This window comes from Aquimarina sp. AWH4_224 (genome assembly GCF_056160245.1).
In genome coordinates, this window is the sequence record NZ_JBSWWU010000025.1 from 1 (window position 1) to 20,967 (window position 20,967).

Sequence of the window (20,967 nt, forward strand, 5' to 3'; positions counted from 1 at the left end):
AATATTAATCTGTCTTCCCAGAAAATCAGGACTTATACTCAAGATTATTGGTTGCTTTTTGATGTTTTATGGGCTTGTGCAACGGTTACCAATGTTGTAGCCAGTTTTTATTTATTCCATTTTATTTGTACTGCGGATATTTTGTCGTTTTCTAATCGGTTTTCAGTCAGTTTTTCAAATCCGTTTTTCAGATAAAAATTCAAAGGGGAAATATAAGCTTCACCATTTTTCTTTTTATCTCTATTATGGTCAATTACCCAACCGTTTAATTCCAATTCTTTTTCTTTCGCAAGATTCAGAATTTTTGTCCCGAGTCCCTTTCCGTGAAACTTTGAATCTAAAATTATGGCAAACCACTTTTCTTTTTCACGAATAAAGTCAAAATACCAGCCTTTAATACTTTGATTTTCGCTTTTCACTAAAATATGCGATTGTTCAGCTAAATTTTCGAGATAGTTTTCAAATTCCGAAAGCGTTTGATAATTCAGTTTTTCTGGATATTCGTTGTTCCAAAGTTTTAGAATCTCTTTTTTATCAGTTTTTGACAGTTCTATTTTCTCAATAAATTCCACTTTTCGATTGTTTGGTCAAATTGGCTACAACGCCAAATATATGAATCGGAGCAAGGCAAGTACCAGAACCAATTGATTTATCTGCGCATTTTTATTTCTTATTCAATTTATAAAATTCTAGCGCTACTGCAAAAGGGAATTACCTTTCGAACTAGCACTAAATTGCTCTGATTTCATATATAATGTTATAATTAGTTTATTTCCAGAATTCCCACCATTTTTTTTGATTTTGATGTGTCAATTTTTGAGTTACTTCCCATTTCCCTTGCTCATGTTCAGAGGTTCCATTATCATGATAACAGTTCCAATGATTAAATGATTCGTCTGCTAGTCCTATTTTAACTACTCTGTCTTTATGCATCATTACTCCAACTCCGTGTTCATCGTCCCAAGAGCAACCTAATTCAAATCCTACATAGGCGTGATCATCCTTTTCACTATCCATTATGTGTAAAAACGCAACACCAAGATTATTTTTATAGTCAGCAATGGTATTTATTTCAGGCATAAAATCTTCATAAATTTCTTTAGCATTTGGATAGTCCTCCAAAAGACCATTCAATAATGAATCTCGAATTAGTTCCGAATTCTCTTTCAAGAATTTAATCGCATTGAATTGGGCTTGAGATAACACATAGACATAATCAATTGATTCTCCAATTATATGAACTTTAATTGTTCCATCCGATTCTTTTTCAGAATCTTTAGAGCCATAAAATCCATTTCGACTTTCGAATCCTTTCCAAGCAGTCAAATTGATCCAACCATCATAGTCTTCTCCAATAATTATATTTGGCTGTATTTTGGTTATTTCTTGATTATTCATTTTGCTAAGTCAAAATTACTTATAAACGTTAAATATATGTGTCGTAGCAGGGCAAAATGTTACCTAGCTTTTCGATTTTTCTTCGCATTGGTTGCTAACTTTTCATTCTGCAAGCATTGCGCCTTACCAAAAATATAATAACCATTGGATTGATCACTTTGTTGCTATGGCACATATATCGTGTTGCCAGTAGTTTTTATTCTGTTTCGAATTTCCATTTCAATCCGTTTTCAAGAATTCTCTGTTCAGATTCCGTTAATCTCATTATTGCAATTGCTTGCCCATAACCATAACCGTCTTCATCCAAGCAATAAACTAAACGCACTTTTTTATCAGCAATTTTTTTTCTGCATATAGAAAATACACTTTCGTGAAGCCAATCATTGTTATATTCGGGTTCAAATTCCGTGATTTCACCGTCCGAGACAAATGAAACTTTTATAGGTCCTCCGTTACTTTCCCAAGTTTCGTTTAGTTTGGTTGGGTTGAACTTTCCGTCTGATAATTCTGAGAATCTATTAATTACGAATTTGTAAACTTCATTACCATTAAAAACATCGGCTTCCAAGTCTAGAAATAATAATTTACTTTGATCGTATTGTGCTATCTCAATTGGTTCCAAATTCATTTCTGGATCATAGTCACTTTCGAAAATTTCTTTATATTCTTTTTTTCTTAGTTCGTAAAGAGAATCATAAGTCACTTCAGCAGATAGATTTTTCCACTCTTTAAAGAATCCAGCTTTTTTAAATAGTCTAATATTATTAATTACTTCTTCTTTCGGAATTATTCGTTCACCATTTGGATAGTAATTACACGACATAAATAGTGGAATTAATAGAAGAGTTAATATTTTGGTTATTAGTTTTTTCAAATTACTGGCAACGTTTTGTGTATGATTAGTTGCGAGAAAGTACGCAGGTACTTTCCGCCGTTGCTAAAGATAATTAATGCGTGTGAATTTCCATTGAGGAAATTCCGCCGCAATTAATTATACACGTTGTTGTAACACGTTTTATATTCCGTTAAATATTTTATTTAGTTCTATTTCTCTTTTTTCGATACCCTCCATTTTGTCAATTTTCTTTCCAAATATTTTATTCCAAAAACTTCTTTCTGTGAAATCATAGGAATAGCTGAAATCGGATTGAGATTCAATAATGTATAGTTTGGATTTAAGAATTTTATTATTCTTTACGAACTGCTCTTCTTTTCCTTTTAATCCTTTTTTGAGTATTGAAAGAATTCCCTTTCGATTCTTTTCATTAAATTCCAATGCTGGATTTCCATAACTTTCTTTCTCGTCAAAATCATGTTGATAAAAATATTCTCCTTCTACGTATTTGTTATAGCCAGGAACATTAGGATTAAAAATTTGCATGTAGATTAGCATATCATCTTTTAAGTATCCAACTCTTATTTCAGTCAAAGAATTTTTGTCAGAAGATTTGAACGTTTCAATTTTTGTTTCGCCTTTAAATTCAGTTTTTGGATTTTTAAATTGTCCGCTGTCAATTAAAACTCGATTAATAAACTCTTTCCAATCTTTGAATTCTGTCATTTTGGTGTTGGCTTCGTTTTAATGTGTTACAACGTCTCTTGTATGGTGCGTTTGCATCCCGTAGGGAGCATATGCATTATACAAATTGTTAGGTGTTTTTTATTATTTCGATAGCGTCACATGTTGAACACCACCAATATTGTTTTTCTTCGTCTTTCAGTTTTGATTCGGTCTTCTTTCCACATTTTTTGCAATTCTGTTCATCTGATTCATCTTCAAAAGCTTGGTAATAACACTTATAACAACCCCAAATTGTCAAGTCAGATAGTTCGTCATTCACACTCCAAGTGAATGAATCCTCTTTACATTTTGGACAAATTTGTGTTGCCATATTAATTTAATCAAAGATTTGTCAATTGACCAATAATAAAGGCGAAAGTAATGAGACCTAGATCTAATAATACACCTTTTTTGATTGACCATTTAGATGTATATACTCTGTTGCCAATAAAAATTCCAATTAGCCCAATCAAAACCAAGCAAAATAAAATTAAATCAGGAATCTTATATGAGAAAAGTATCATAGTAAAATGGTACTGGTAAAACAAATTAAGGTACATCCAAACAATATAAATATTGAATAAAATAATAATTAATCCGATTATCTTGTTCAATATTACCATTCTTAAATTTAATTCAGTCAGTTATTACACCTAACGTATGTATATAGTTACTAGAGGTAACTATATATCTATTTTATAATAGCTAAGTTAATAAATCTTTGATCCCACTAAAGCTTTTTACCGCAACATGTGTGTAAATTTCTGTGGTTTTACTGGATTGATGTCCTAATAAAGCCTGTATATATCGCAAGTCTGTACCTTCTTCTAATAGATGCGTTGCAAAACTATGTCTTAGCATATGTGGGGATACTTTTCTTGCAATACCTGCTTTTGTTGCAGCGGTGGTCACTACTTTTAATACACTAGATGCACTATAAGGGGTTTCGGATGTTGTACCTTCAAACAAGTATTCTTTCGGTTTATAAATTTTGTAATATTCCCGTAAATGCTCCAAAACACTCTGGCTTAAAATGGTATATCGATCTCTATTACCTTTGTCTTGTCTCACCTTGATTAACATCCGTTTACTATCAATATCTTCGGGCTTAAGAAAAAGCAATTCACTTCTTCGCAGACCCGAAGTATACAATAAGCTTATAATACACTTGTGCTTGATATTAGTAGTATGTGCAATCATAGCAATAATCTCCTGTTTAGACAGCACATCAGGAAGCCGTTTTTGCTTAAAAGGACGTTCGATACTGTAAAATCTATTAGGCATTCCCAATACAACTTCATAATAAAACTTAATACTGTTAATGGCTTGATTGATATAACTAATAGAGCGCTGTTGTTGAACAAGGTATTGCAAATACGCTCGTATTTCTTGTTCTGTAATTTGATCTATTTCAATATGAAAATAGTGATTAATAAATTTCTCGAAATGGGAAACATAAACCTTACAAGTGTTTAATGCATATCTTTTAAGTTCCAATTTGGTAAGATAGGCTTCGGGTACAAATCGATAAGAATCTGTTTTAACTCTTTTGCGATACCAGTTGATATCTACAGAGGTGTTGTTTCTAATAGGAGTGTCTTTATAAAATAAATTACCATTAATCCAGGCCACTCCACGGAAAATATTAAAAACAAGATCTAAGTTGTTCCTGCAGTTTTTGATATAATACATATGGTAAGCTTCGCTCCATACGCAATTAGGTAATTCTTTAACCAAGGCCTGTAATACCTTGTCTGCATTAAATTGTAGTCCGATCATTTTTTGATCATCAATCAATAAATGTTTTAAAGTAATATGTTTTTGTAGAGAACTCATTGAGCTAAAATGATGAAAGAGCGGTGGGTAAACAAAAATAATCGTAGAAATAGACGTATATTAAACGTTTAATTCTATGAGTAATAAAGTAATTTTAGAAACATCTTATGATAAAAGAAAAACATTATGAATACAACATGCTTATATTGTAAGGAAGAATTAGAGGGTAGATCCGACAAGAAATTTTGTAATCCTTATTGTCGCTCTGCATATCATTATCAAAAAAATAAAGAAGAAGAGGATTCTCTATTCAAAACTATAGATAGGCAACTCAAGGCCAATCGGAGAATCCTTAAAGATTACAATAAAGCCGGTTTGGCTAGAGTAACTGCAGAAAAGTTATTTGAAGAAGGATTTAACCCAAAGTATTTTACCCATTACTGGAAAAATAAAAAGGGACAAGTATATTTGTTCTGTTACGAATATGGCTTTCTCGAACTCAAAGAAAAGGGAAAGAAAAAATATGTTTTAATTACCTGGCAGGGATATATGAAATAGTGTATAGACGATAGATTTCAAAATTTAGTAGGATCAAGAAGCTACAATTCCCATTTTTTTCAATAAAAAGGAAGCATTCATATTCTGGCAGATACCATCTTTAAACCTGTAATCAAAATACAATTCGTCATTCACGATTTGAGCATCAAAAAATCGATTTTGTACCTGATCCAGTTCTTCTGCAATTTCGCATAGACTCAGATCATGAGTAGCAATAATACCCGTTGCTTTTGCTGCAACTAGTTTTTCGACAAACTTTCGGGATCCCGCGGCTTTATCTTTACTGTTGGTTCCTTTTAGGATCTCGTCCAAAATGATAAAGTAGTCATCCTGCTCCAGGGCATCGACTATCTTTTTGAGCTGAGTCAATTCTGAAAAGAAGTACGAAGCATCATCCGTCAAAGAATCTGCGGTGCGCATACTGGATATCAATTTGATAGGATTGTACTCGCAGGAAGTAGCACATATGGGTAATCCAATATTCGACATCATGATTTGTAGGGCCACCGTACGCAAAAAAGTACTTTTTCCAGCCATATTGGCTCCGGTAATTATAAAAAATTGCTCCTTTAAGATAGTAATATCATTATCTACTCTTTTTGCAGTAGCAAGCATTGGATGTCCCAGCTGTTGAGCCTTGATAATATGTACTCCTTCGGTAATTTCCGGATATACATAATTCGGGTGGTTAAAAGCGAAATTCCCTAAAGAATTATAGGCGTCAAAAAAAGCAATCACTTCAAACCATTGGCTTACGTTATGTCGATTTTTGGCGATCCATTGTTCAATACGATAGCTTTGTATGATATCCCATAACAATAATCCATTGGCCAAAACCCCAAACATCATATTGTTGCGTTGATCAAAAGCGTTAAGGATACTGGCAAAGTGTTTTAAGGTCTGCGAAGCTTTTTCTTTTTCGCTGATCACCAGTTGTTGTTTTTCTTTGAGTAGGGCAGCTTCAAATTCGGTATTTTCGATTTTACTGACCAGCTTGTAGTATTGTTCAAAAGTGTCTTTTACTTTGTTTGCATCGTTATATAAGGCATTGATTTTTTTGATTTGTGTACCTGTAATCGCCAAACCAATAAAAAACCAGAAGACCAATACCTGTAAGGTGATGATATTCAAAAAGAGGAGAACAACCAAAACTGCTGATATAGCAGAAACAATAACAGGCAACACCCGCATTATTTTGGGTAGAAAAGTAGTAAACCCATCCAACCATTTTTGGATTTTTGCAATAGGGACCGTGACCTGGACCAGAGAGGCAGTTGCCCAAAAATCTTGTCGCCATTCGGCTAGTTTGGATACGTTTTGTATCGCTTTTTGCTTTTCTGGAATGGCATCTATAGTATTTGCCGTCAAACTTTGAGCAAGCATAGATTTTCCAGCTTCGGTAGTGGTTCTATTAGCATACTGAAAGAAGGAGCGATCTCCAAACAAGTCAATGTCATGACTAAAAGGATGTGTAGTATCTATAAACTCTTTTCCAGAAGAGAGTTGACTCACATCTCCATCAAAAACATCCAGCTCTAGTTGATTGATTTGGATCAGTTTTTCAAGTTTCCTTTTGGTATAACTCAAGTCCGTATGTCGGTTCACCAAAAAGATAAAAACAACAATCCCGATCCCGATGGCACCCAAAATGATTTGTGTATTGGGATACCCCAAATAAATCGTTGCTGCTATCGCCAGAAAAACCAATAATCGGATCGTGCTGGATACCGCAAGCTGTTTCTTTACTTTTTTTAATGATGTATGGTGTAGTGCAATTTGAGCACTATAAAATTCTTTTGGGATACTCATTATGTGTTATAAAACTATTCGTGTTTGTATAAGTACAACAACTGGGGCAGTTTGTTACAATCCGTATGCAATAGATAAACGACAAATGTAACCTATTGTTATGAGTTACAATGCTTCGAGTTCATTTTTCAGTTTTTTGGTCAGGCTGTTTACTACCAGGGTGTAGGAGTGATCGATCAGTTCGCATAGTAGTTGGGGAGATAAGCTACCGGTAAAATCTACGGTATTCCAATGTTTTTTATTCATATGATACCCAGGGATAATTTCAAAATGGTATTCACGCAGTTCTAGGGCTTTGTCTGGGTCACATTTCAGATTTACACTGAAAGGAATACGCTCTAAACCGGTAATCGCAAATATTTTACCCATCACCTTGAATACCATGGTGGTTTCGTCAAACGGAAACTCTTCGGTAACACCTTTTTTAGACAAACAATAGTCTCTAAATGCCTCTACATTATTCATGATTTTTTCGTTATTAATTTGTTCATCCACAGCGATGGGTCTTCCACCGATTCAAAGCCAAATTGTCGATACAGACCATGAGCATCTTTGGTGGCCAGCATCCATCGTCCTACTCCTTGTAAATCGGGATGTTCTACAACAGCTTTGATCAACATTTTGGAATAGCCTTTTTTGCGGTGCTCTTCTAGAATAAAAACATCCATTATGTAGGCAAAAACGGTATAATCTGTTAGTATCCTGGCAAAACCAATTTGTTGCCCCTCTAGGTATATTCCAAAATTAAGACAATGCTCTATACTTTGTTGTATTTGTGCTTTGGTTCTGCCTTTGGCCCAATACGAATGGGTTAAAAACTGATGTATCACATCGATATCCAGCTTATCGGTATCGGTAGAGATCTCTATTGCCATTATTCTTTTAATGTTTTTTTATCGGGATATGTGTCTTCGAGTTCCAAAGCCGAATAATCCAGCGACCAGCCAATGGATTCGGCCAAAGTTTCCATTAGCGAAATTGCGGTTAGTGCCTCTTTTCTGGCAGCCTCCATCAATCCGCTATTTGGGATTTTATCTTTGATAAATTGTTTGGCTTCCTGATTCAGTTCGGTAAGATCGGTCGAGGTAAAGGGATTTAGCCATCCTTCTTTCTTGTCATAATACTTAAAATCAGTCTCAATCGTAAGGAGTTGTGGCTGCGGAAATCGAGTTAAAATAATCCGCTTGTTTTTGGTATCGCTTTCTAGCTTTACCTTAGACAAATCAAAACCTACATAGGCTTTGGCATCAATAAGAATCAAGGCTTTTTTTGTGCCTGTAAGGAGCTTAAAGAATTTTTCTTTTACGCTTTCATAATGATAAATCTCGGCAAAATCACCCTCTACGGTAACTAGTTTGCAAACGCTTTTGATCTTTTCCATAAGAACAGTGGATTGCGTTTTTATAGCAGATTTGTTTCTGGCAGCACTAAATCTGGAAAAAATAAAATAGGCGAGAATGGCACCACCCAAAAGCCCAATAAACAATAACTCCATACTAATTTTTTTTACCTATTTCTCCTAGGTGTGTAAATTTAAAACCTTTTTCCAATTTTAGGCCATATCCAAGAATCCTATCAAAAGCCGAATGCGCAAAAAGTATAGTCCCAGACAAACAAAGTATATCATTGGATAGATAAACACCTGCTAAATACAATGCAATCGCCAATCCTTTGTGATGAAAAATATTGTACATAGCAGCACCAACTTTAGTATTGATCAGATAGCCTATCATACCAATATCCGGTGCCAAAAACAATACCAAAAATATCCACCAGGAATAGGGAAGCAGGCTAAAAAGATAAATACCCAGTCCCATCATCGCAATTTCTTCTAATTGTAGTGTTGTTTTCATAAGTTTTGTATTTTGTACAGTACCGGTTTGCTCGGCGTTGCATCATTTTCGAAGGCGGCGATCTGAAGGTTCAGAAAATAGGTTCCATCTTCAATAGCATCTGGGACAAATATAAATTCGGTAATCGTGGCGTCATGTCGTATCGCTTCGGGATAGTTCCAGAAGGCTTTGTGCCCCAGTAATTTCCCTTCATCTTTTTCCTTGTCGATAGAAGGTAGGTCAACCAATAGATGAGTAATGCCTTTTTTTCGTATGTAAATAATAGCATCTTCGGTAAAATAGGGCCAATTGGTGTGCGAATAATGCTTTTGCAGTTTATCTTTTGTATTCGGAAGCGTTCTTATCACCAGTGCCTGATTATCTTCTGAAGTTATTGCCGCCTGAATCATGTCTTTGGTGATCACATGATCATCTCCTTTTGATATAGGCTGTATAGAGATAACTTCGGCAATAAAAAAGAAGGTGGTGAGCGCGTTGTTGATACTATAAAATTCTGAAGAAATATGCCCCACGCACTCTGTGTGAGTCCCATGACTATGGGGATTAAAGGTAATGGTATTGAAATTGGTTGACGCCCCCTCAGACACTTTACCTACCCAATCCTTGTCTGTTACGGGGGCAATGGTAGGTCTTTCAATATACCAGGCGTTTACATTCTCTTCTGAATTTCTAATCGGAATCGAAATATCCAGGGGTTGTGTAAGATCAATAGTATACGGTTTGTTCTTATAGGTAATCGTTGTAATCATAAATACATACTAAGATTTGGTAAGAGTCATAAACAAATAATCTCCATCTTCATTTTGATACTTTTGTATGATCTCCTTTATTTTGCCAGAGGCGATATCCTGTTGCAATGTAATCAAGCCTTCTTCTACCTCTTTGGCATTAGAGAGCGAAGAAAAAGAAGAGATACCCGATCGTACTCCAGGTTCAAAATACAATTTGGGGTTGTGTTTTCCAGAGTACAAAAACAGATCTTGTAGATCAGGTTGGATAAAATACTTTTCGGTACTCTCAATTTTCAAATTTGCATGGGCAGCGCAAGAAGAAATCAGATCATAGGCTGGCATTTGCACCATCGAATCTTCAAGCATTTTGGGAAAATAATGATTCAACCAATAGCCTTCCATTTGTTTGGGCGTAGCTGTAAAGATGACGATTCGCCCTTCGGGTCGCAAAACGCGATGCAGTTCTGAAAACCCTTGCATCAAATCCTGCCAGTGGTGCAGGGTTAAACTGGCTACAATACCATCTATACTTGCATCCGGAAGTTCGATATGCTCTGCTTTACCCATTTTCCAGGAGATGTGGGCGTTTTGCCGTTTTGCTTTTTCCAGCATTTCGGAAGAAGGGTCTATCCCTATAAATTGATATCCTTTTTTAGCAAATTCTGAAGTGTAATTTCCGGTACCACATCCAATATCCAAATAGGTGCCATTTGGGTTTGGATCAAGTAGCGCATGTAATCTGCTAAAAAGATAAGGATCAGCTTTTCGGGTAGCGTTATAGTTTACCCCAATGATATCATATTTTTCTGTCATAGCCCCAGTGCTTTGGAAGTTAGCCTAAATTTACTAAGAAAAGATCACTTGCAATACCATCACTCAAAAACTTTCCTTTTTTGGTGACTAACAAGGTGTCATTATCCAAAAACAAGAGATGTTCTTCGATATGTTTTTGAGCTTGTAGCAGTAGATATTCGCAATATTTTTTACCAAATTCAGATGCTACTTTTTTGAGAGAGACGCCCCAAATTGTGCGTAGTCCAGTCATCACATATTCATTGTATTGATCGGTAATGCTTAGCTCTTCTATTTCTGCAGGAAGTGTGTTTTGCCGCAGCGCCTGTATATATTTGATGTTGTTATTAACATTCCAGCTTCGTTGTTTTTTGTTATACGAATGGGCAGAAGGGCCTATGCCCAAGTACGGTTTACCTTGCCAGTAAGCAGTGTTGTTTTTACTGAAATATCCGGGTTTACCAAAGTTTGATAGTTCATAATGCACAAAACCATGCTGCTCCAGATGCGTGATCAAAAATTCAAAATGCTCCTGCGCTAGGTCATCATCTACTGCCGGGATTTCTCCTTTGGCAATGAGCTTGGGTAGTGCAGTATTGGGTTCTACGGTAAGTGCATAGCACGAGATGTGAGCGATATTATATTCCAGAGCTTTATCAATATTTTGTTGCCAGCGCTCGATAGACATATTGGGGATGCCGTAAATCAAATCGATGGAGATGTTTTGAAACTTCTCGCAGGCCATGGTTAGGCTATCCAAAGCTTCGTGGCTATTATGTGCTCGATTCATCAATTGCAGATCTTCATCAAAAAAAGACTGTATACCGATACTAAGTCGGTTTACCGCGCTACCGGCTAGTTCCAGTATTTTTTCTTTTGAAAGGTCGTCTGGATTTGCTTCCAAGGTAATTTCGGGATCTTCGATAACTGTATAATGTGCATGGATCGAGTCGATAACACGTTGTATTTCTGTTACCGAAAGGATAGAAGGAGTACCTCCTCCAAAATAGATGGTCTGGATTTCGGCATCTTCTATTTCTGATTTTCGTAAAATGATCTCATGAATCAAGGCGTCGATCATTTCATCTTTTTTCTTTAGCGAAGTCGAAAAATGAAAATCGCAGTAATGACAAGCTTGCTTGCAAAAGGGAATATGTATGTAGATACCGCTGATACTGTTTATTTTTTGATTCGCCCTTCATTTTGCTTGACAAAAGCAGCCCATCCTGTATAGCTTTTACCTACAATATCCGCTCTACCCATATTGTAGAAATGACAAACCGCAGCAGCTAGCCCATCGGTAGAATCCAGGTTTTTGGGTAATGTTTTGATGTGAAGCAGGTTTTGAAGCATTTTGGCTACCTGTTCTTTACTGGCATTACCGTTTCCAGTAATCGCCATCTTGATTTTTTTTGGAGAATACTCAGTAATCGGAACCTCTCGGCTCAATCCAGCCGCCATAGCCACCCCTTGGGCTCTACCCAGTTTTAGCATAGATTGTACGTTTTTACCAAAGAAAGGAGCTTCAATTGCAATTTCGTCGGGATGATAGGTGTCTATCAACTCTACAGTACGCTCAAAAATAAGTTTTAACTTTAGGTAATGATCGTCATACTTCCCTAATTGAAGTTCGTTCAATTGTAAAAAAGACATCTTTTTATTTTGAACTTTAATCAGTCCAAATCCCATGATCGTTGTACCGGGATCAATACCAAGTATAATTTTTTCGCTACTCAAATTCAGAAATGCTTTTGTTTCCTACAAAACTACGCATTTCGTTAGTAGCATGGGTGTTAATTGATACGAATTACCAAAGGAAGCTTGTACAATGCAGTTACAGGAGTACTACGCGTATGGGCAGGAGCTACTTCGGGCAAGGTAGAAATGCCTTCTTTTAAGAGGTCTTTCAGATTAGGTATTTCAGAAATAATAATATCGGGTAGCTCAAAATCCTGTAGTAGAATTTCACTGTCTTTGGTGATCAACAGGGGTATCCAAATGGTATCTTCTATGGCAGAATTTACCGAAAAAGATTGTTTGGCCAAATGTTCTTGTATATGCTGTGTGATGGTTTGTTGAAAACAGATTTCCAATTCTTCCTCTGCTCTGTTTTTACAAGAATTAAAGAAAGGAGGTTGCTCGACATCATGCCAGTTTAATTTATTGAGTCCATCCTTTACGATGTCCTCTTTGTTCTCTTTTTTCAGCACAAAACTATCACAGGATATTAATCCAAAAAACAATACACCGATCCATATAACTCTCCAGCTCATAACCTGATACTAATTTCAGACGACCAAACTACGTATTTTTTAAGAGTATAAAAACTCATTTTTTTGAAAAAGAATATCTAAATAATTTCATTTTGTAAGTGGTCTTTTAGTGAAATATCTTCTGGAATATTCATTTTTTTCTTCAGTCGCTTTCTAGCCATTTTTACAGCATGTGTAGAGACACTCAATAATTGAGCGGATTCTTTGATTGACAGGTTTAATTTCATAAGCAAACAGTGTCTAATATCGTTTGATGATAGCTCAGGGAAACGCGTATTGATTTGAGCGGTGATACCTGGATACTGTGATTCTATACGATCTTTTAAAACGGTAAGGTCTGAAGTAGAAGAGATAAATTTATCCAATCGTTTTTCGGCTTCGATGATTTCTTCTCTGTTGTTATATCGGATAGCTGTAGATAGGATTTTTTTGATAGTCGTCAACCTGTTCAATCGCTCATTTACAGAAATCATAGTGGCCAAAAATTCTTCCTCTCGACTCTGTAAATGTTGTTCAAGGATTTTTTTCTCGTTTTCTTTTAGTAGTTCTACTTCTTGTTCGCTTTTAGCATATTTTTGATAAAGTATTACCGATAAAAAAACCACCAATACACTAAACAGGCCTACAGCAAGCGAGATGATATACCACTCTTGTTTTTCATTTTTATAGGACAATATTTCGTTGTCTTTGGTGAGTAAGTCGTTTTTATGTTCCTCTTCCAAAAGTTGAAATTTACCCTCGGAGATTTTGGCTATATCTTCATTTCTGTTTTTGTATAAACTATCAATAAGCACCCCGTGTTTTTCGTAAAACTGCGTAGATTTTTCCCAAGATTCCATTCGTTTATAGATCGCAGCCAGATTTTTGTAGGCAAATGCGGTATCCATGGGATCATCAGGGTTTTTAAGCACTGCTTTTTCAAAATATACTATAGCTTCATCGGGATTATCCAGAGAATTATAAATTTTGGCTAATACCAATGCATTAACTGCAGCATAAGAACTTAATTCGGGTTTGGCTTCCAGAATGTTTTTGGCTTCTAACGCTTTTTGTAAGGCGATGTCATAATCTCCCAGGCTTCGGTGAGCATCTGCAATAGAGGTTAAGAGATAACTGATCTCTCCGATCTGATCTGTATCTTTTATGGTTTCCAGATTTGCATCCCACCAGTTGATGGCGTTTCGATACTCCTTTTTATCAAAATGAGCCATAGCCATGTTGGTGTATAACTTATATTTCAAATCTTCCTGGGCAACAACGATAGAATCATGTATTAACTCTTTAGAATAAGCCAATACTTTATCGGGTTCACCAAGAGCAAGATGACAGGTTAAAATATTCATTTTAATGATCATAGCCATTTTTTGATCACCACGTTTCAAATTGATCTTATGTGACTTGTGATAATATTTTAGCGCTTGGTAATGCAAGTCCTGATTCGTTAAAATCGTGGCTTTATTGTTATAGATGTAAGAGAGTACAAACTCCAGATCTGGATGCTTTTGAATAAGTTTTTGGCCCTTTTCGAACACCACATTTGCGCTGTCATTCATAGCATTATTCATATAGTAAACACCAAGATTGACCAGACCGCGAACTTCTCCTTTGGGATAGTTGGCTTTTTTAGAACGTTGGATTAAATCTTTTAAAACGTCTCCGTTACCAATAAGATCCTGATTGGCGATTTCGAAAAGACTGTCGATTTGTTTGATTTGAAGCTCATGATTGATAGCTCCTTGAGAATGGACCATATGATAGGTATGCATCCATAAAAAGATGAGTGTGTAGTAGGTTAAGCGTTTCACTTTTTTGAGTGGTTAGTTTAGACGAATTGTGTAATAACGTTGTTTTTAAAAAATAGTACGCCGTATGTATTCTTTTTTTATTGGATGTACCCCATATGTACCCTCCATAAAATAGAAAACCGACGTTCTTTAAAAACACAGTTTGGTTACAAAAACTAACGGTAAAAACTTGATAATATTCTATTTAACCTAATAAATCTAAAGTATGAACTCCTAAAACTCACAAAATCAAAATTTTCGAAAACCACACAATCTAACGCAAACTCTAAAATGAAATTAACAATACCAAAACACAGTCAGTCGTCAAAAAATCTTCGTTCTGTTCACTCAAATGTGAGTGGTAAAATATCTAATACTTATTCTGAATTATTAACGGCATATTCCCTAGTGATCCATAAAATGATTTTTACTCATTTTACTATCAATTTGAGCATTGATCACCGCAATTGTACAGGAATAAATAATTACAGTTCATAGTGTATTACCATAATCCTTTATATGGGAAAAGTGTATAATTTTTGAGGAAATCAATTGTCTACAAAACATTGATTTACAGCTTTTTATATATGAATCCCAATACTATTTTGTTTTTTGGTAACCCGCTGAAAAACAGATAGGATAACATATGTTACAGAACAAAACTAACTGTTAAAACCAAAAGTCATGAAACGCATTGAAATCTTTTTTGCAGCGCTTATATTTTGTGTAAGTATTCTGCAAATTCAAGCACAACCAACACCTCCCAATGGTAAAAAATGGGAAAAAGTAGAAGCACTCTCCGACGAATTCAACGGAAACAACTTAAATACCTCGAAGTGGGCAATAAATGTATCCACCTGGATAGGAAGACCACCAGGAATCTTTAAGCAAAATGCTGTAAAAGTAAAAGATGGATCATTACAATTTACCGCATATAAATTATCATCTCCAGAAACTGTAAATGGCAATCAATATACTCATGCGGGCGCATTGGTAAGAGCGCTAAAAAGTCAAACCTATGGGTATTACGAATGTAGGATGAAAGCCAACAAGACCTTTATGTCTTCAACATTTTGGCTCATCAATAAACGTAACGAAGGTTCGGGGTGTGATGTTCGGGTTACCGAGCTTGATATCACAGAAACTGTTGGGGTTAATTCTAATGGTGCGAGTTGGGTAAACAACACCATTAGAAACATGAACTCAAACACGCACAGCCGTGGTACCGCTTGTAATAATACACCTGTAGGACAAGAAGGTGGGAAAGCAAGTTTAGGAGAGCCTTCGTGGAAAGGATATCATACCTATGGTGCCTGGTGGAAAAGCAAGGATGAGGTGTTATTTTATCTCGACGGAAAATTTGTTTATAAGATAAAACCACCTGCAGATTTTGATCTACCGATGTATTTGAGATTGGTAACCGAAACCTATGACTGGAATCCTCCAAAGGCAGGTCAGGATGGAATGAACGATACTGCTGCTAACAGAACGACCTATTACGATTGGGTACATACTTACAAGCTTGTAGATGATAATGGAGGACCTGGACAGAATGCCGTGGCTTTTAATAATGCACCAACTACGATCACTCCACAATCCAGTTATACGTTCAACTTGGATTATCAGGCATCAACAGATCGAGAAATCGTAGTAGAGTTTTGGTCTGCAAACAATTGGATAGCACAACAACAAGTAACCGTAGCAAAAGGTCAGGGAACAAGAGCAATAACAGTGAATTTACCTTCTCCGCCTGTAGCAGGATCTGGGTATGTGTATAAGGCCCATATTCGTCCCGTAGGTACTACATGGCGAGAAGCTTTGGATCGCGATCAGGTCAATAACGTTACTGTCGAAAATGAAGTAGTTTTTGAAGACAAAGTAGCATTCAATAATGCGCCTACCACGATTAATCCAGCGAGTGCATATACTTTTGATATGGAATACAGTGCTTCTGCCGAACGAGAAATAGCAGTGAGCTTCTGGAAAAACAACACTTGGGTAGCTAGTAAAGTAGAAAAGGTGGCCAAAGGAAACGGAGTGCAACCCATCACCGTTACCTTACCATCTTCTCCAGCTATTGGTGGTGGTTATGCCTACAAAGCACATATACGCCCAACAGGTACGAACTGGCAACAGGCGTTGGATAACGATCAGGTAAATAATGTAACCGTAGTTTCTGCCAACCCTCAACTTATAGCAAATGGAACCTATTTTATTGCTTCGTCAGTAAACAACCAAAGAGTATTGGCCAGAGGTTTAGAAAATCATAGTGCAAGAATGCATGATCCAGGAAATTTTAATGATCAAAAATGGACATTTGCTCATCTTGGGGACAATGTATATACCATCAAAAATCTGGGTACGGGTAGATTTTTAGAAGTACCGTATGCACGTTGTGGAGATGGTGAAAATGTAGCCACCTGGACCGATGCTAATGACAATCATAAGAAGTGGAAAGTGATAGCTAACGGTAATAATTCATACTCCTTACAACCATTACATTGTTTACAATCGGGTCTAGACAGATCTGGAGGTGCTAACAATGCCAATGTACAGATATGGGATTTCAACACTACAAACGCCAATCAGAAATGGAAAATAGTTCCGGCAGATGCTAGTAAATCAAATGATACTTTGGGCCGAATCATAGGTCTTTTTCCTAATCCGGCAAAAGATGTTGTTACCATTATGGGACAATATAAAGGAGAAGAAATTATCGTGTACAACTTGCTGGGAGAAATTGTTTCATCAACAATTGCAAAATCAGACCGGGAATTGATTTCGATCTCTTCCCTGGAGGCTGGAGTTTATATTATTTCTATTGCAGGTAAGTCAAAACTGCAATTAATCAAAGAATAAACATCAATTTAAAATAAGGAAAAGACGTATAAATTTTGCGGTAAAATTATGTCTATAAAACACTGATTTGCAGCTCTTTATTATACAGAGCACACACCAAGCCCTAGTTGTTTCTTCGACTTCCTAACACATAAGAAATAATGCGGTTTGACGTAAAATTTAAATCAACTTAAAAACTAACACAACTCATGAAAAACTTTATGAAACTAGGTGCAATGGCCTTATTGTACCTATGGTGTAGTACATTGACTGCACAGTTTAATTATGGAGAGGCTTTACAGAAGTCGATTTTTTTCTATGAAGCACAACAATCTGGGCAGTTACCTTCCTGGAATCGAGTGCCTTGGAGAGGAGATTCGGCTTTAAACGATGGATCAGATGTTGGATTAGACCTCACAGGAGGTTGGTACGACGCAGGTGATCATGTAAAGTTTAATTTCCCAATGGCTTATTCTGTTACCACACTTGCTTGGGGAGGAATAGAATTCAAGGATGCTTACATTCAAGCCGGTCAGTACGATATACTAAAAAGAAATCTAAGATTTGTAACAGATTACTTCCTTAAATGTCATACCGGTCCTGACGAACTTTGGGGGCAGGTAGCAGCAGGAGGAATAGATCATGCATGGTGGGGACCTGCAGAGGTAAATCCTCAACCTAGAGAGTCCTTCAAGATTTCGGGCGCAAATGGAGGATCTGATTTAGCAGGAGAAACGGCTGCAGCACTTGCCGCAGTAAGTATTTTATTAAAAGATGATGATCCTGCATATAGTGCTCGTTTATTACAAAGTGCAGAAGAGCTATATGATTATGCAGATCGTGTAAGAGAAGCGTATTCTAACTCGATCACTGATGCTGCAGGGTTTTATCGTTCCTTTAGCAACTTTGAAGATGAAATCGTATGGGGAGCGGCTTGGTTATATAGAGCCACCAACGATAACAAATATCTTGTTAAAGCAGAAGCGGAATATGACAATATGCAAAGAGAAGGACAAAGTGCCACGGCCAAATATAAAGAGGCTTTTTCTTGGGATGATAAAGCATATGGGGCTTATGTACTTCTTTCTATCCTAACAGGAAAAGATAAGTACAAGCAGGATGCAGAGCGAAACTTAGATTGGTGGACAGGTGTAGGAGTAAATGGAGATGTGGTACCTACAACTCCAGGAGGACTTCCGCATATCAGACAATGGGGAACACTTAGATATGCCAATAATGAGGCATTTTTAGCATTGGTATACAGTGATAAAGTATCCACAAACTCAGCACAACAGACAGCCTATAGAAATTATGCAAAATTCATGGCTGACTATACCTTAGGAGACAATCCTATCAATAGAAGTTTTATGATAGGATTTGGTAATAACCCAGCAAACAAACCACATCACAGAGGAGCTCACGGCGGATGGACTAATAATTGTTCAGGCGTTCCAGATACTTCTAGTCACATTTTGTACGGAGCTGTAGTTGGAGGACCTAAAAGTCCTACAAATGACGGTTTTGCGGATGATAGATGTGAATTTATAGCCAATGAAGTAGCATGTGATTATAATGCAGGAATCACAGGAGTATTAGCATGGATGCACGGTAGTTTTGGAGGAACCCCTTTGGCTAATTTTCCGCCAGCTTCGGCAGGAACACCAACGCGAGCAGAAGTAAGAACAGTATCGAAGTTTAATAGCAATAATGCTTCAGGAAGCACGGTGCAAATTCGTGTTCAGAACAGAACGGCTTGGCCTGCAAGAGTTACGGATCAACTTTCGTATCGATATTTCTTTGATATCTCTGAAGGTGTTGCCCAAGGGTTGACAATAGCAGATTACCAACCTACATTAAATGCAGTACAAGGGTCAAGTACTATAACTATTGGGACTTGGGATGCTAGTAGAAATATTTATTATGCAGAGGTTTCTTTAGCAGGAGAACAAATAGCTCCAATAGGAGATCCTCAATTCAGAAGAGAAACACAACTTAATTTTAGAGTAGCCAACGGTGTTCCTTATGATACCACAAATGATTGGTCTGCTCAGGGAATTGGTGGAACTGAGATCGAAAGTGAGAATATTCCAATTTATGATAATGGTGTTCTTGTTTTTGGAAATGAACCTGATGGAGGAAACACGCCAACGGCATCATTTACAGCTTCTACAGAAACTGGGATTGCTCCATTAGATGTTTCTTTTGACGCTTCGGCTTCTTCAGATCCAAATGGAGATGCGTTATCCTATAATTGGAATTTTGGAAACGGACAAACGTCATCTTTGGTAAATCCAACAATTACCTTCTCTGCTCCAGGATCTTATTTAGTGACCCTTACCGTTAGTGATGGGCAAAATATTTCTTCAGAGGTTAATAAAACAATAACAGTAACCGATGGAAGTCCGATAGCTGCTTTTACTGCTACTCCAGATGCTGGTGCAGCACCTCTTGATGTTACTTTTGATGCTTCAGGCTCTTCAGATCCTGCCGGAGGGACACTTACCTATAGCTGGGATCTTGGAAACGGTACTACTGCAACAGGTGTAACTGCCACTGCTACGTATGCTGCTATTGGAGATTACACGGTTACCTTAACAGTTACCAATCAAGCAGGACAAATTGATACCGATACGAAAACGATTTCGGCAATCGATGGTAGTGTAAGCTGCACTTTTGGTACACCAACAGCAGATCCTTTGCAAAACATTAATGATAGATTTAGTAATGTTTTTGTTTTAGGAAATGGCGGGCCAAGCTTGGATAACCTACAAGAATTTTCAATCAATTGGGATTTGGCAAATAATGGGTTATATGTATTTGCAATGAATACCAATAATGGACAGCCTGATTGGTATGTAGACCTAAGAAGCAGTCTTATGCAAAGTTTTAATAGTGCAAATCCAGATGCTGTATTATCAGGAAGTGGTATAGCAGGATTAGACGGATCATATTGGGTTACTCAAGATCAGGGTAATTTTGTAATGGTATCCAAAACAGGAGGATTTACATTGTATTTTACCAATGCAGCTTCAGCTCCAGATTGTGGAGTTACAACACCAGCTGTTAATGGAGGAACTATTGCCGGAGGTCCATTTAGCTTTACTGTTGGTGATGGAGTTGCCGACAACGTTTCGGGAGTAACCCTTACAGGGAATGTTGGAGAAACTAGCCAATGGGTAATCACTGATGACCAAGGAAAAATATTAGGATTGCCTCCTACACCAGAAGCGGTTGATTTTGATGGTGCTGGAGTTGGATCTTGTTTTATCTATCACCTAAGTTATAATGGAACCATTACAGGTCTTGCTGCTGATGGAACTCTTGCTGGTTTGGCCGGCGATTTCGATTTGTCAAACAGCATCGAAGTCGTAAGAAACCCTGTAGCTACACCAACCGTAGACGGAGGAACCATTGCTGGTGGTCCATTTGCATTTACTGTAGGAGATGGTATTGCCGACAACGTTTCGGGAGTAACCCTTACAGGGAATGTTGGAGAAACTAGCCAATGGGTAATCACTGATGATCAAGGAAAAATACTAGGATTGCCTCCTACACCAGAGGCTGTTGATTTTGATGGTGCTGGTGCTGGATCTT

Annotated in this window: 19 protein-coding genes; 3 read left to right on the forward strand and 16 right to left on the reverse strand. The window is 36.9% G+C overall.

Features of this window, described 5'->3' with window-relative positions; translation table 11 throughout:
* Window positions 1–107: 107 nt before the first annotated feature.
* The 5 genes from ACXAGJ_RS24180 to ACXAGJ_RS24200 all read right to left on the reverse strand — a co-directional run bounded on the left by ACXAGJ_RS24180 (window position 108) and on the right by ACXAGJ_RS24200 (window position 4,795).
* The gene (locus ACXAGJ_RS24180) at window positions 108–572 is read right to left on the reverse strand and encodes a GNAT family N-acetyltransferase (RefSeq protein WP_474843691.1); all 465 of its coding nucleotides are present in this window, start codon (window positions 570–572) and stop codon (window positions 108–110) included.
* 196 nt (window positions 573–768) lie between these two features.
* Window positions 769–1,398, reverse strand: a complete 630-nt coding sequence (locus ACXAGJ_RS24185; RefSeq protein WP_474843693.1) for a DUF6985 domain-containing protein — start codon at window positions 1,396–1,398, stop codon at window positions 769–771.
* A 196-nt stretch (window positions 1,399–1,594) separates the two neighbouring features.
* Window positions 1,595–2,272, reverse strand: coding sequence for a hypothetical protein (locus ACXAGJ_RS24190; protein WP_474843694.1), 678 nt, complete (start codon window positions 2,270–2,272; stop codon window positions 1,595–1,597).
* Window positions 2,273–2,413: 141 nt separating this feature from the next.
* The gene (locus ACXAGJ_RS24195) at window positions 2,414–2,959 is read right to left on the reverse strand and encodes a hypothetical protein (RefSeq protein ID WP_474843696.1); all 546 of its coding nucleotides are present in this window, start codon (window positions 2,957–2,959) and stop codon (window positions 2,414–2,416) included.
* A 705-nt stretch (window positions 2,960–3,664) separates the two neighbouring features.
* Entirely contained in the window at window positions 3,665–4,795 is a 1,131-nt protein-coding gene (locus ACXAGJ_RS24200) for a tyrosine-type recombinase/integrase (RefSeq protein ID WP_474843698.1), read from the reverse strand.
* A gap of 126 nt (window positions 4,796–4,921) precedes the next feature.
* Between ACXAGJ_RS24200 and ACXAGJ_RS24205 the strand changes: the two genes are divergently transcribed.
* Complete coding sequence (locus tag ACXAGJ_RS24205; RefSeq protein ID WP_474843700.1) at window positions 4,922–5,293, forward strand: hypothetical protein; 372 nt, start codon at window positions 4,922–4,924, stop codon at window positions 5,291–5,293.
* Between the two features lie 33 nt (window positions 5,294–5,326).
* On the opposite strand, the gene ACXAGJ_RS24210 is transcribed toward ACXAGJ_RS24205, so the two are convergent.
* The 11 genes from ACXAGJ_RS24210 to ACXAGJ_RS24260 form a co-directional block, all read right to left on the reverse strand.
* On the reverse strand, window positions 5,327–7,102 hold the full coding sequence (locus ACXAGJ_RS24210; protein ID WP_474843702.1) for a MutS-related protein: 1,776 nt from the start codon (window positions 7,100–7,102) through the stop codon (window positions 5,327–5,329).
* Between the two features lie 105 nt (window positions 7,103–7,207).
* Complete coding sequence (locus ACXAGJ_RS24215; protein ID WP_474843704.1) at window positions 7,208–7,567, reverse strand: MmcQ/YjbR family DNA-binding protein; 360 nt, start codon at window positions 7,565–7,567, stop codon at window positions 7,208–7,210.
* Window positions 7,564–7,977 carry a GNAT family N-acetyltransferase gene (locus ACXAGJ_RS24220; protein ID WP_474843706.1) on the reverse strand — a complete coding sequence of 138 codons (414 nt, stop codon included), beginning with the start codon at window positions 7,975–7,977 and terminating at the stop codon, window positions 7,564–7,566. The genes ACXAGJ_RS24215 and ACXAGJ_RS24220 overlap by 4 nt, the downstream gene beginning before the upstream one ends.
* Window positions 7,977–8,597: a DUF4230 domain-containing protein gene (locus ACXAGJ_RS24225; RefSeq protein WP_474843708.1), complete on the reverse strand. Its 621-nt coding sequence runs from the start codon at window positions 8,595–8,597 to the stop codon at window positions 7,977–7,979. The genes ACXAGJ_RS24220 and ACXAGJ_RS24225 overlap by 1 nt, the downstream gene beginning before the upstream one ends.
* A 1-nt stretch (window position 8,598) precedes the next feature.
* Entirely contained in the window at window positions 8,599–8,955 is a 357-nt protein-coding gene (locus ACXAGJ_RS24230; protein WP_474843710.1) for a DUF4260 domain-containing protein, read from the reverse strand.
* Entirely contained in the window at window positions 8,952–9,704 is a 753-nt protein-coding gene (locus tag ACXAGJ_RS24235) for a cyclase family protein (protein ID WP_474843711.1), read from the reverse strand. The genes ACXAGJ_RS24230 and ACXAGJ_RS24235 overlap by 4 nt, the downstream gene beginning before the upstream one ends.
* A 9-nt stretch (window positions 9,705–9,713) precedes the next feature.
* The gene (locus tag ACXAGJ_RS24240) at window positions 9,714–10,499 is read right to left on the reverse strand and encodes a class I SAM-dependent methyltransferase (protein WP_474843713.1); all 786 of its coding nucleotides are present in this window, start codon (window positions 10,497–10,499) and stop codon (window positions 9,714–9,716) included.
* Between the two features lie 19 nt (window positions 10,500–10,518).
* Window positions 10,519–11,652, reverse strand: coding sequence for a radical SAM family heme chaperone HemW (hemW, locus tag ACXAGJ_RS24245; protein WP_474843723.1), 1,134 nt, complete (start codon window positions 11,650–11,652; stop codon window positions 10,519–10,521).
* A gap of 5 nt (window positions 11,653–11,657) precedes the next feature.
* On the reverse strand, window positions 11,658–12,215 hold the full coding sequence (gene ruvC, locus ACXAGJ_RS24250; RefSeq protein ID WP_073317696.1) for a crossover junction endodeoxyribonuclease RuvC: 558 nt from the start codon (window positions 12,213–12,215) through the stop codon (window positions 11,658–11,660).
* Between the two features lie 56 nt (window positions 12,216–12,271).
* The gene (locus ACXAGJ_RS24255; protein ID WP_474843715.1) at window positions 12,272–12,751 is read right to left on the reverse strand and encodes a hypothetical protein; all 480 of its coding nucleotides are present in this window, start codon (window positions 12,749–12,751) and stop codon (window positions 12,272–12,274) included.
* Window positions 12,752–12,828: 77 nt separating this feature from the next.
* A complete protein-coding gene (locus ACXAGJ_RS24260; protein ID WP_474843717.1) occupies window positions 12,829–14,556 on the reverse strand; it encodes a tetratricopeptide repeat protein in 1,728 nt (575 codons plus the stop codon).
* A gap of 663 nt (window positions 14,557–15,219) precedes the next feature.
* On the opposite strand from ACXAGJ_RS24260, the gene ACXAGJ_RS24265 reads away from it, so the two are divergent.
* Together ACXAGJ_RS24265 and ACXAGJ_RS24270 are read left to right on the forward strand one after the other, a co-directional pair.
* Window positions 15,220–17,394 carry an RICIN domain-containing protein gene (locus tag ACXAGJ_RS24265; protein WP_474843719.1) on the forward strand — a complete coding sequence of 725 codons (2,175 nt, stop codon included), beginning with the start codon at window positions 15,220–15,222 and terminating at the stop codon, window positions 17,392–17,394.
* A 188-nt stretch (window positions 17,395–17,582) separates the two neighbouring features.
* The coding region (locus tag ACXAGJ_RS24270; RefSeq protein ID WP_474843721.1) for a glycoside hydrolase family 9 protein at window positions 17,583–20,967 on the forward strand (3,385 nt) is incomplete at its 3' end.

Excerpts from the sequence above, each read along its gene's own strand:
- ACXAGJ_RS24235 (WP_474843711.1), bottom strand. The coding sequence starts at position 9,704 with ATGATTACAACGATTACCTATAAGAACAAACCGTATACTATTGATCTT.
- ACXAGJ_RS24195 (WP_474843696.1), bottom strand. The coding sequence starts at position 2,959 with ATGACAGAATTCAAAGATTGGAAAGAGTTTATTAATCGAGTTTTAATT.
- ACXAGJ_RS24255 (WP_474843715.1), bottom strand. The coding sequence starts at position 12,751 with ATGAGCTGGAGAGTTATATGGATCGGTGTATTGTTTTTTGGATTAATA.
- ACXAGJ_RS24265 (WP_474843719.1), top strand. The coding sequence starts at position 15,220 with ATGAAACGCATTGAAATCTTTTTTGCAGCGCTTATATTTTGTGTAAGT.
- ACXAGJ_RS24220 (WP_474843706.1), bottom strand. The coding sequence starts at position 7,977 with ATGGCAATAGAGATCTCTACCGATACCGATAAGCTGGATATCGATGTG.
- ACXAGJ_RS24210 (WP_474843702.1), bottom strand. The coding sequence starts at position 7,102 with ATGAGTATCCCAAAAGAATTTTATAGTGCTCAAATTGCACTACACCAT.
- ACXAGJ_RS24215 (WP_474843704.1), bottom strand. The coding sequence starts at position 7,567 with ATGAATAATGTAGAGGCATTTAGAGACTATTGTTTGTCTAAAAAAGGT.
- ACXAGJ_RS24230 (WP_474843710.1), bottom strand. The coding sequence starts at position 8,955 with ATGAAAACAACACTACAATTAGAAGAAATTGCGATGATGGGACTGGGT.
- ACXAGJ_RS24185 (WP_474843693.1), bottom strand. The coding sequence starts at position 1,398 with ATGAATAATCAAGAAATAACCAAAATACAGCCAAATATAATTATTGGA.
- ACXAGJ_RS24200 (WP_474843698.1), bottom strand. The coding sequence starts at position 4,795 with ATGAGTTCTCTACAAAAACATATTACTTTAAAACATTTATTGATTGAT.
- ACXAGJ_RS24240 (WP_474843713.1), bottom strand. The coding sequence starts at position 10,499 with ATGACAGAAAAATATGATATCATTGGGGTAAACTATAACGCTACCCGA.
- ACXAGJ_RS24225 (WP_474843708.1), bottom strand. The coding sequence starts at position 8,597 with ATGGAGTTATTGTTTATTGGGCTTTTGGGTGGTGCCATTCTCGCCTAT.
- ACXAGJ_RS24205 (WP_474843700.1), top strand. The coding sequence starts at position 4,922 with ATGAATACAACATGCTTATATTGTAAGGAAGAATTAGAGGGTAGATCC.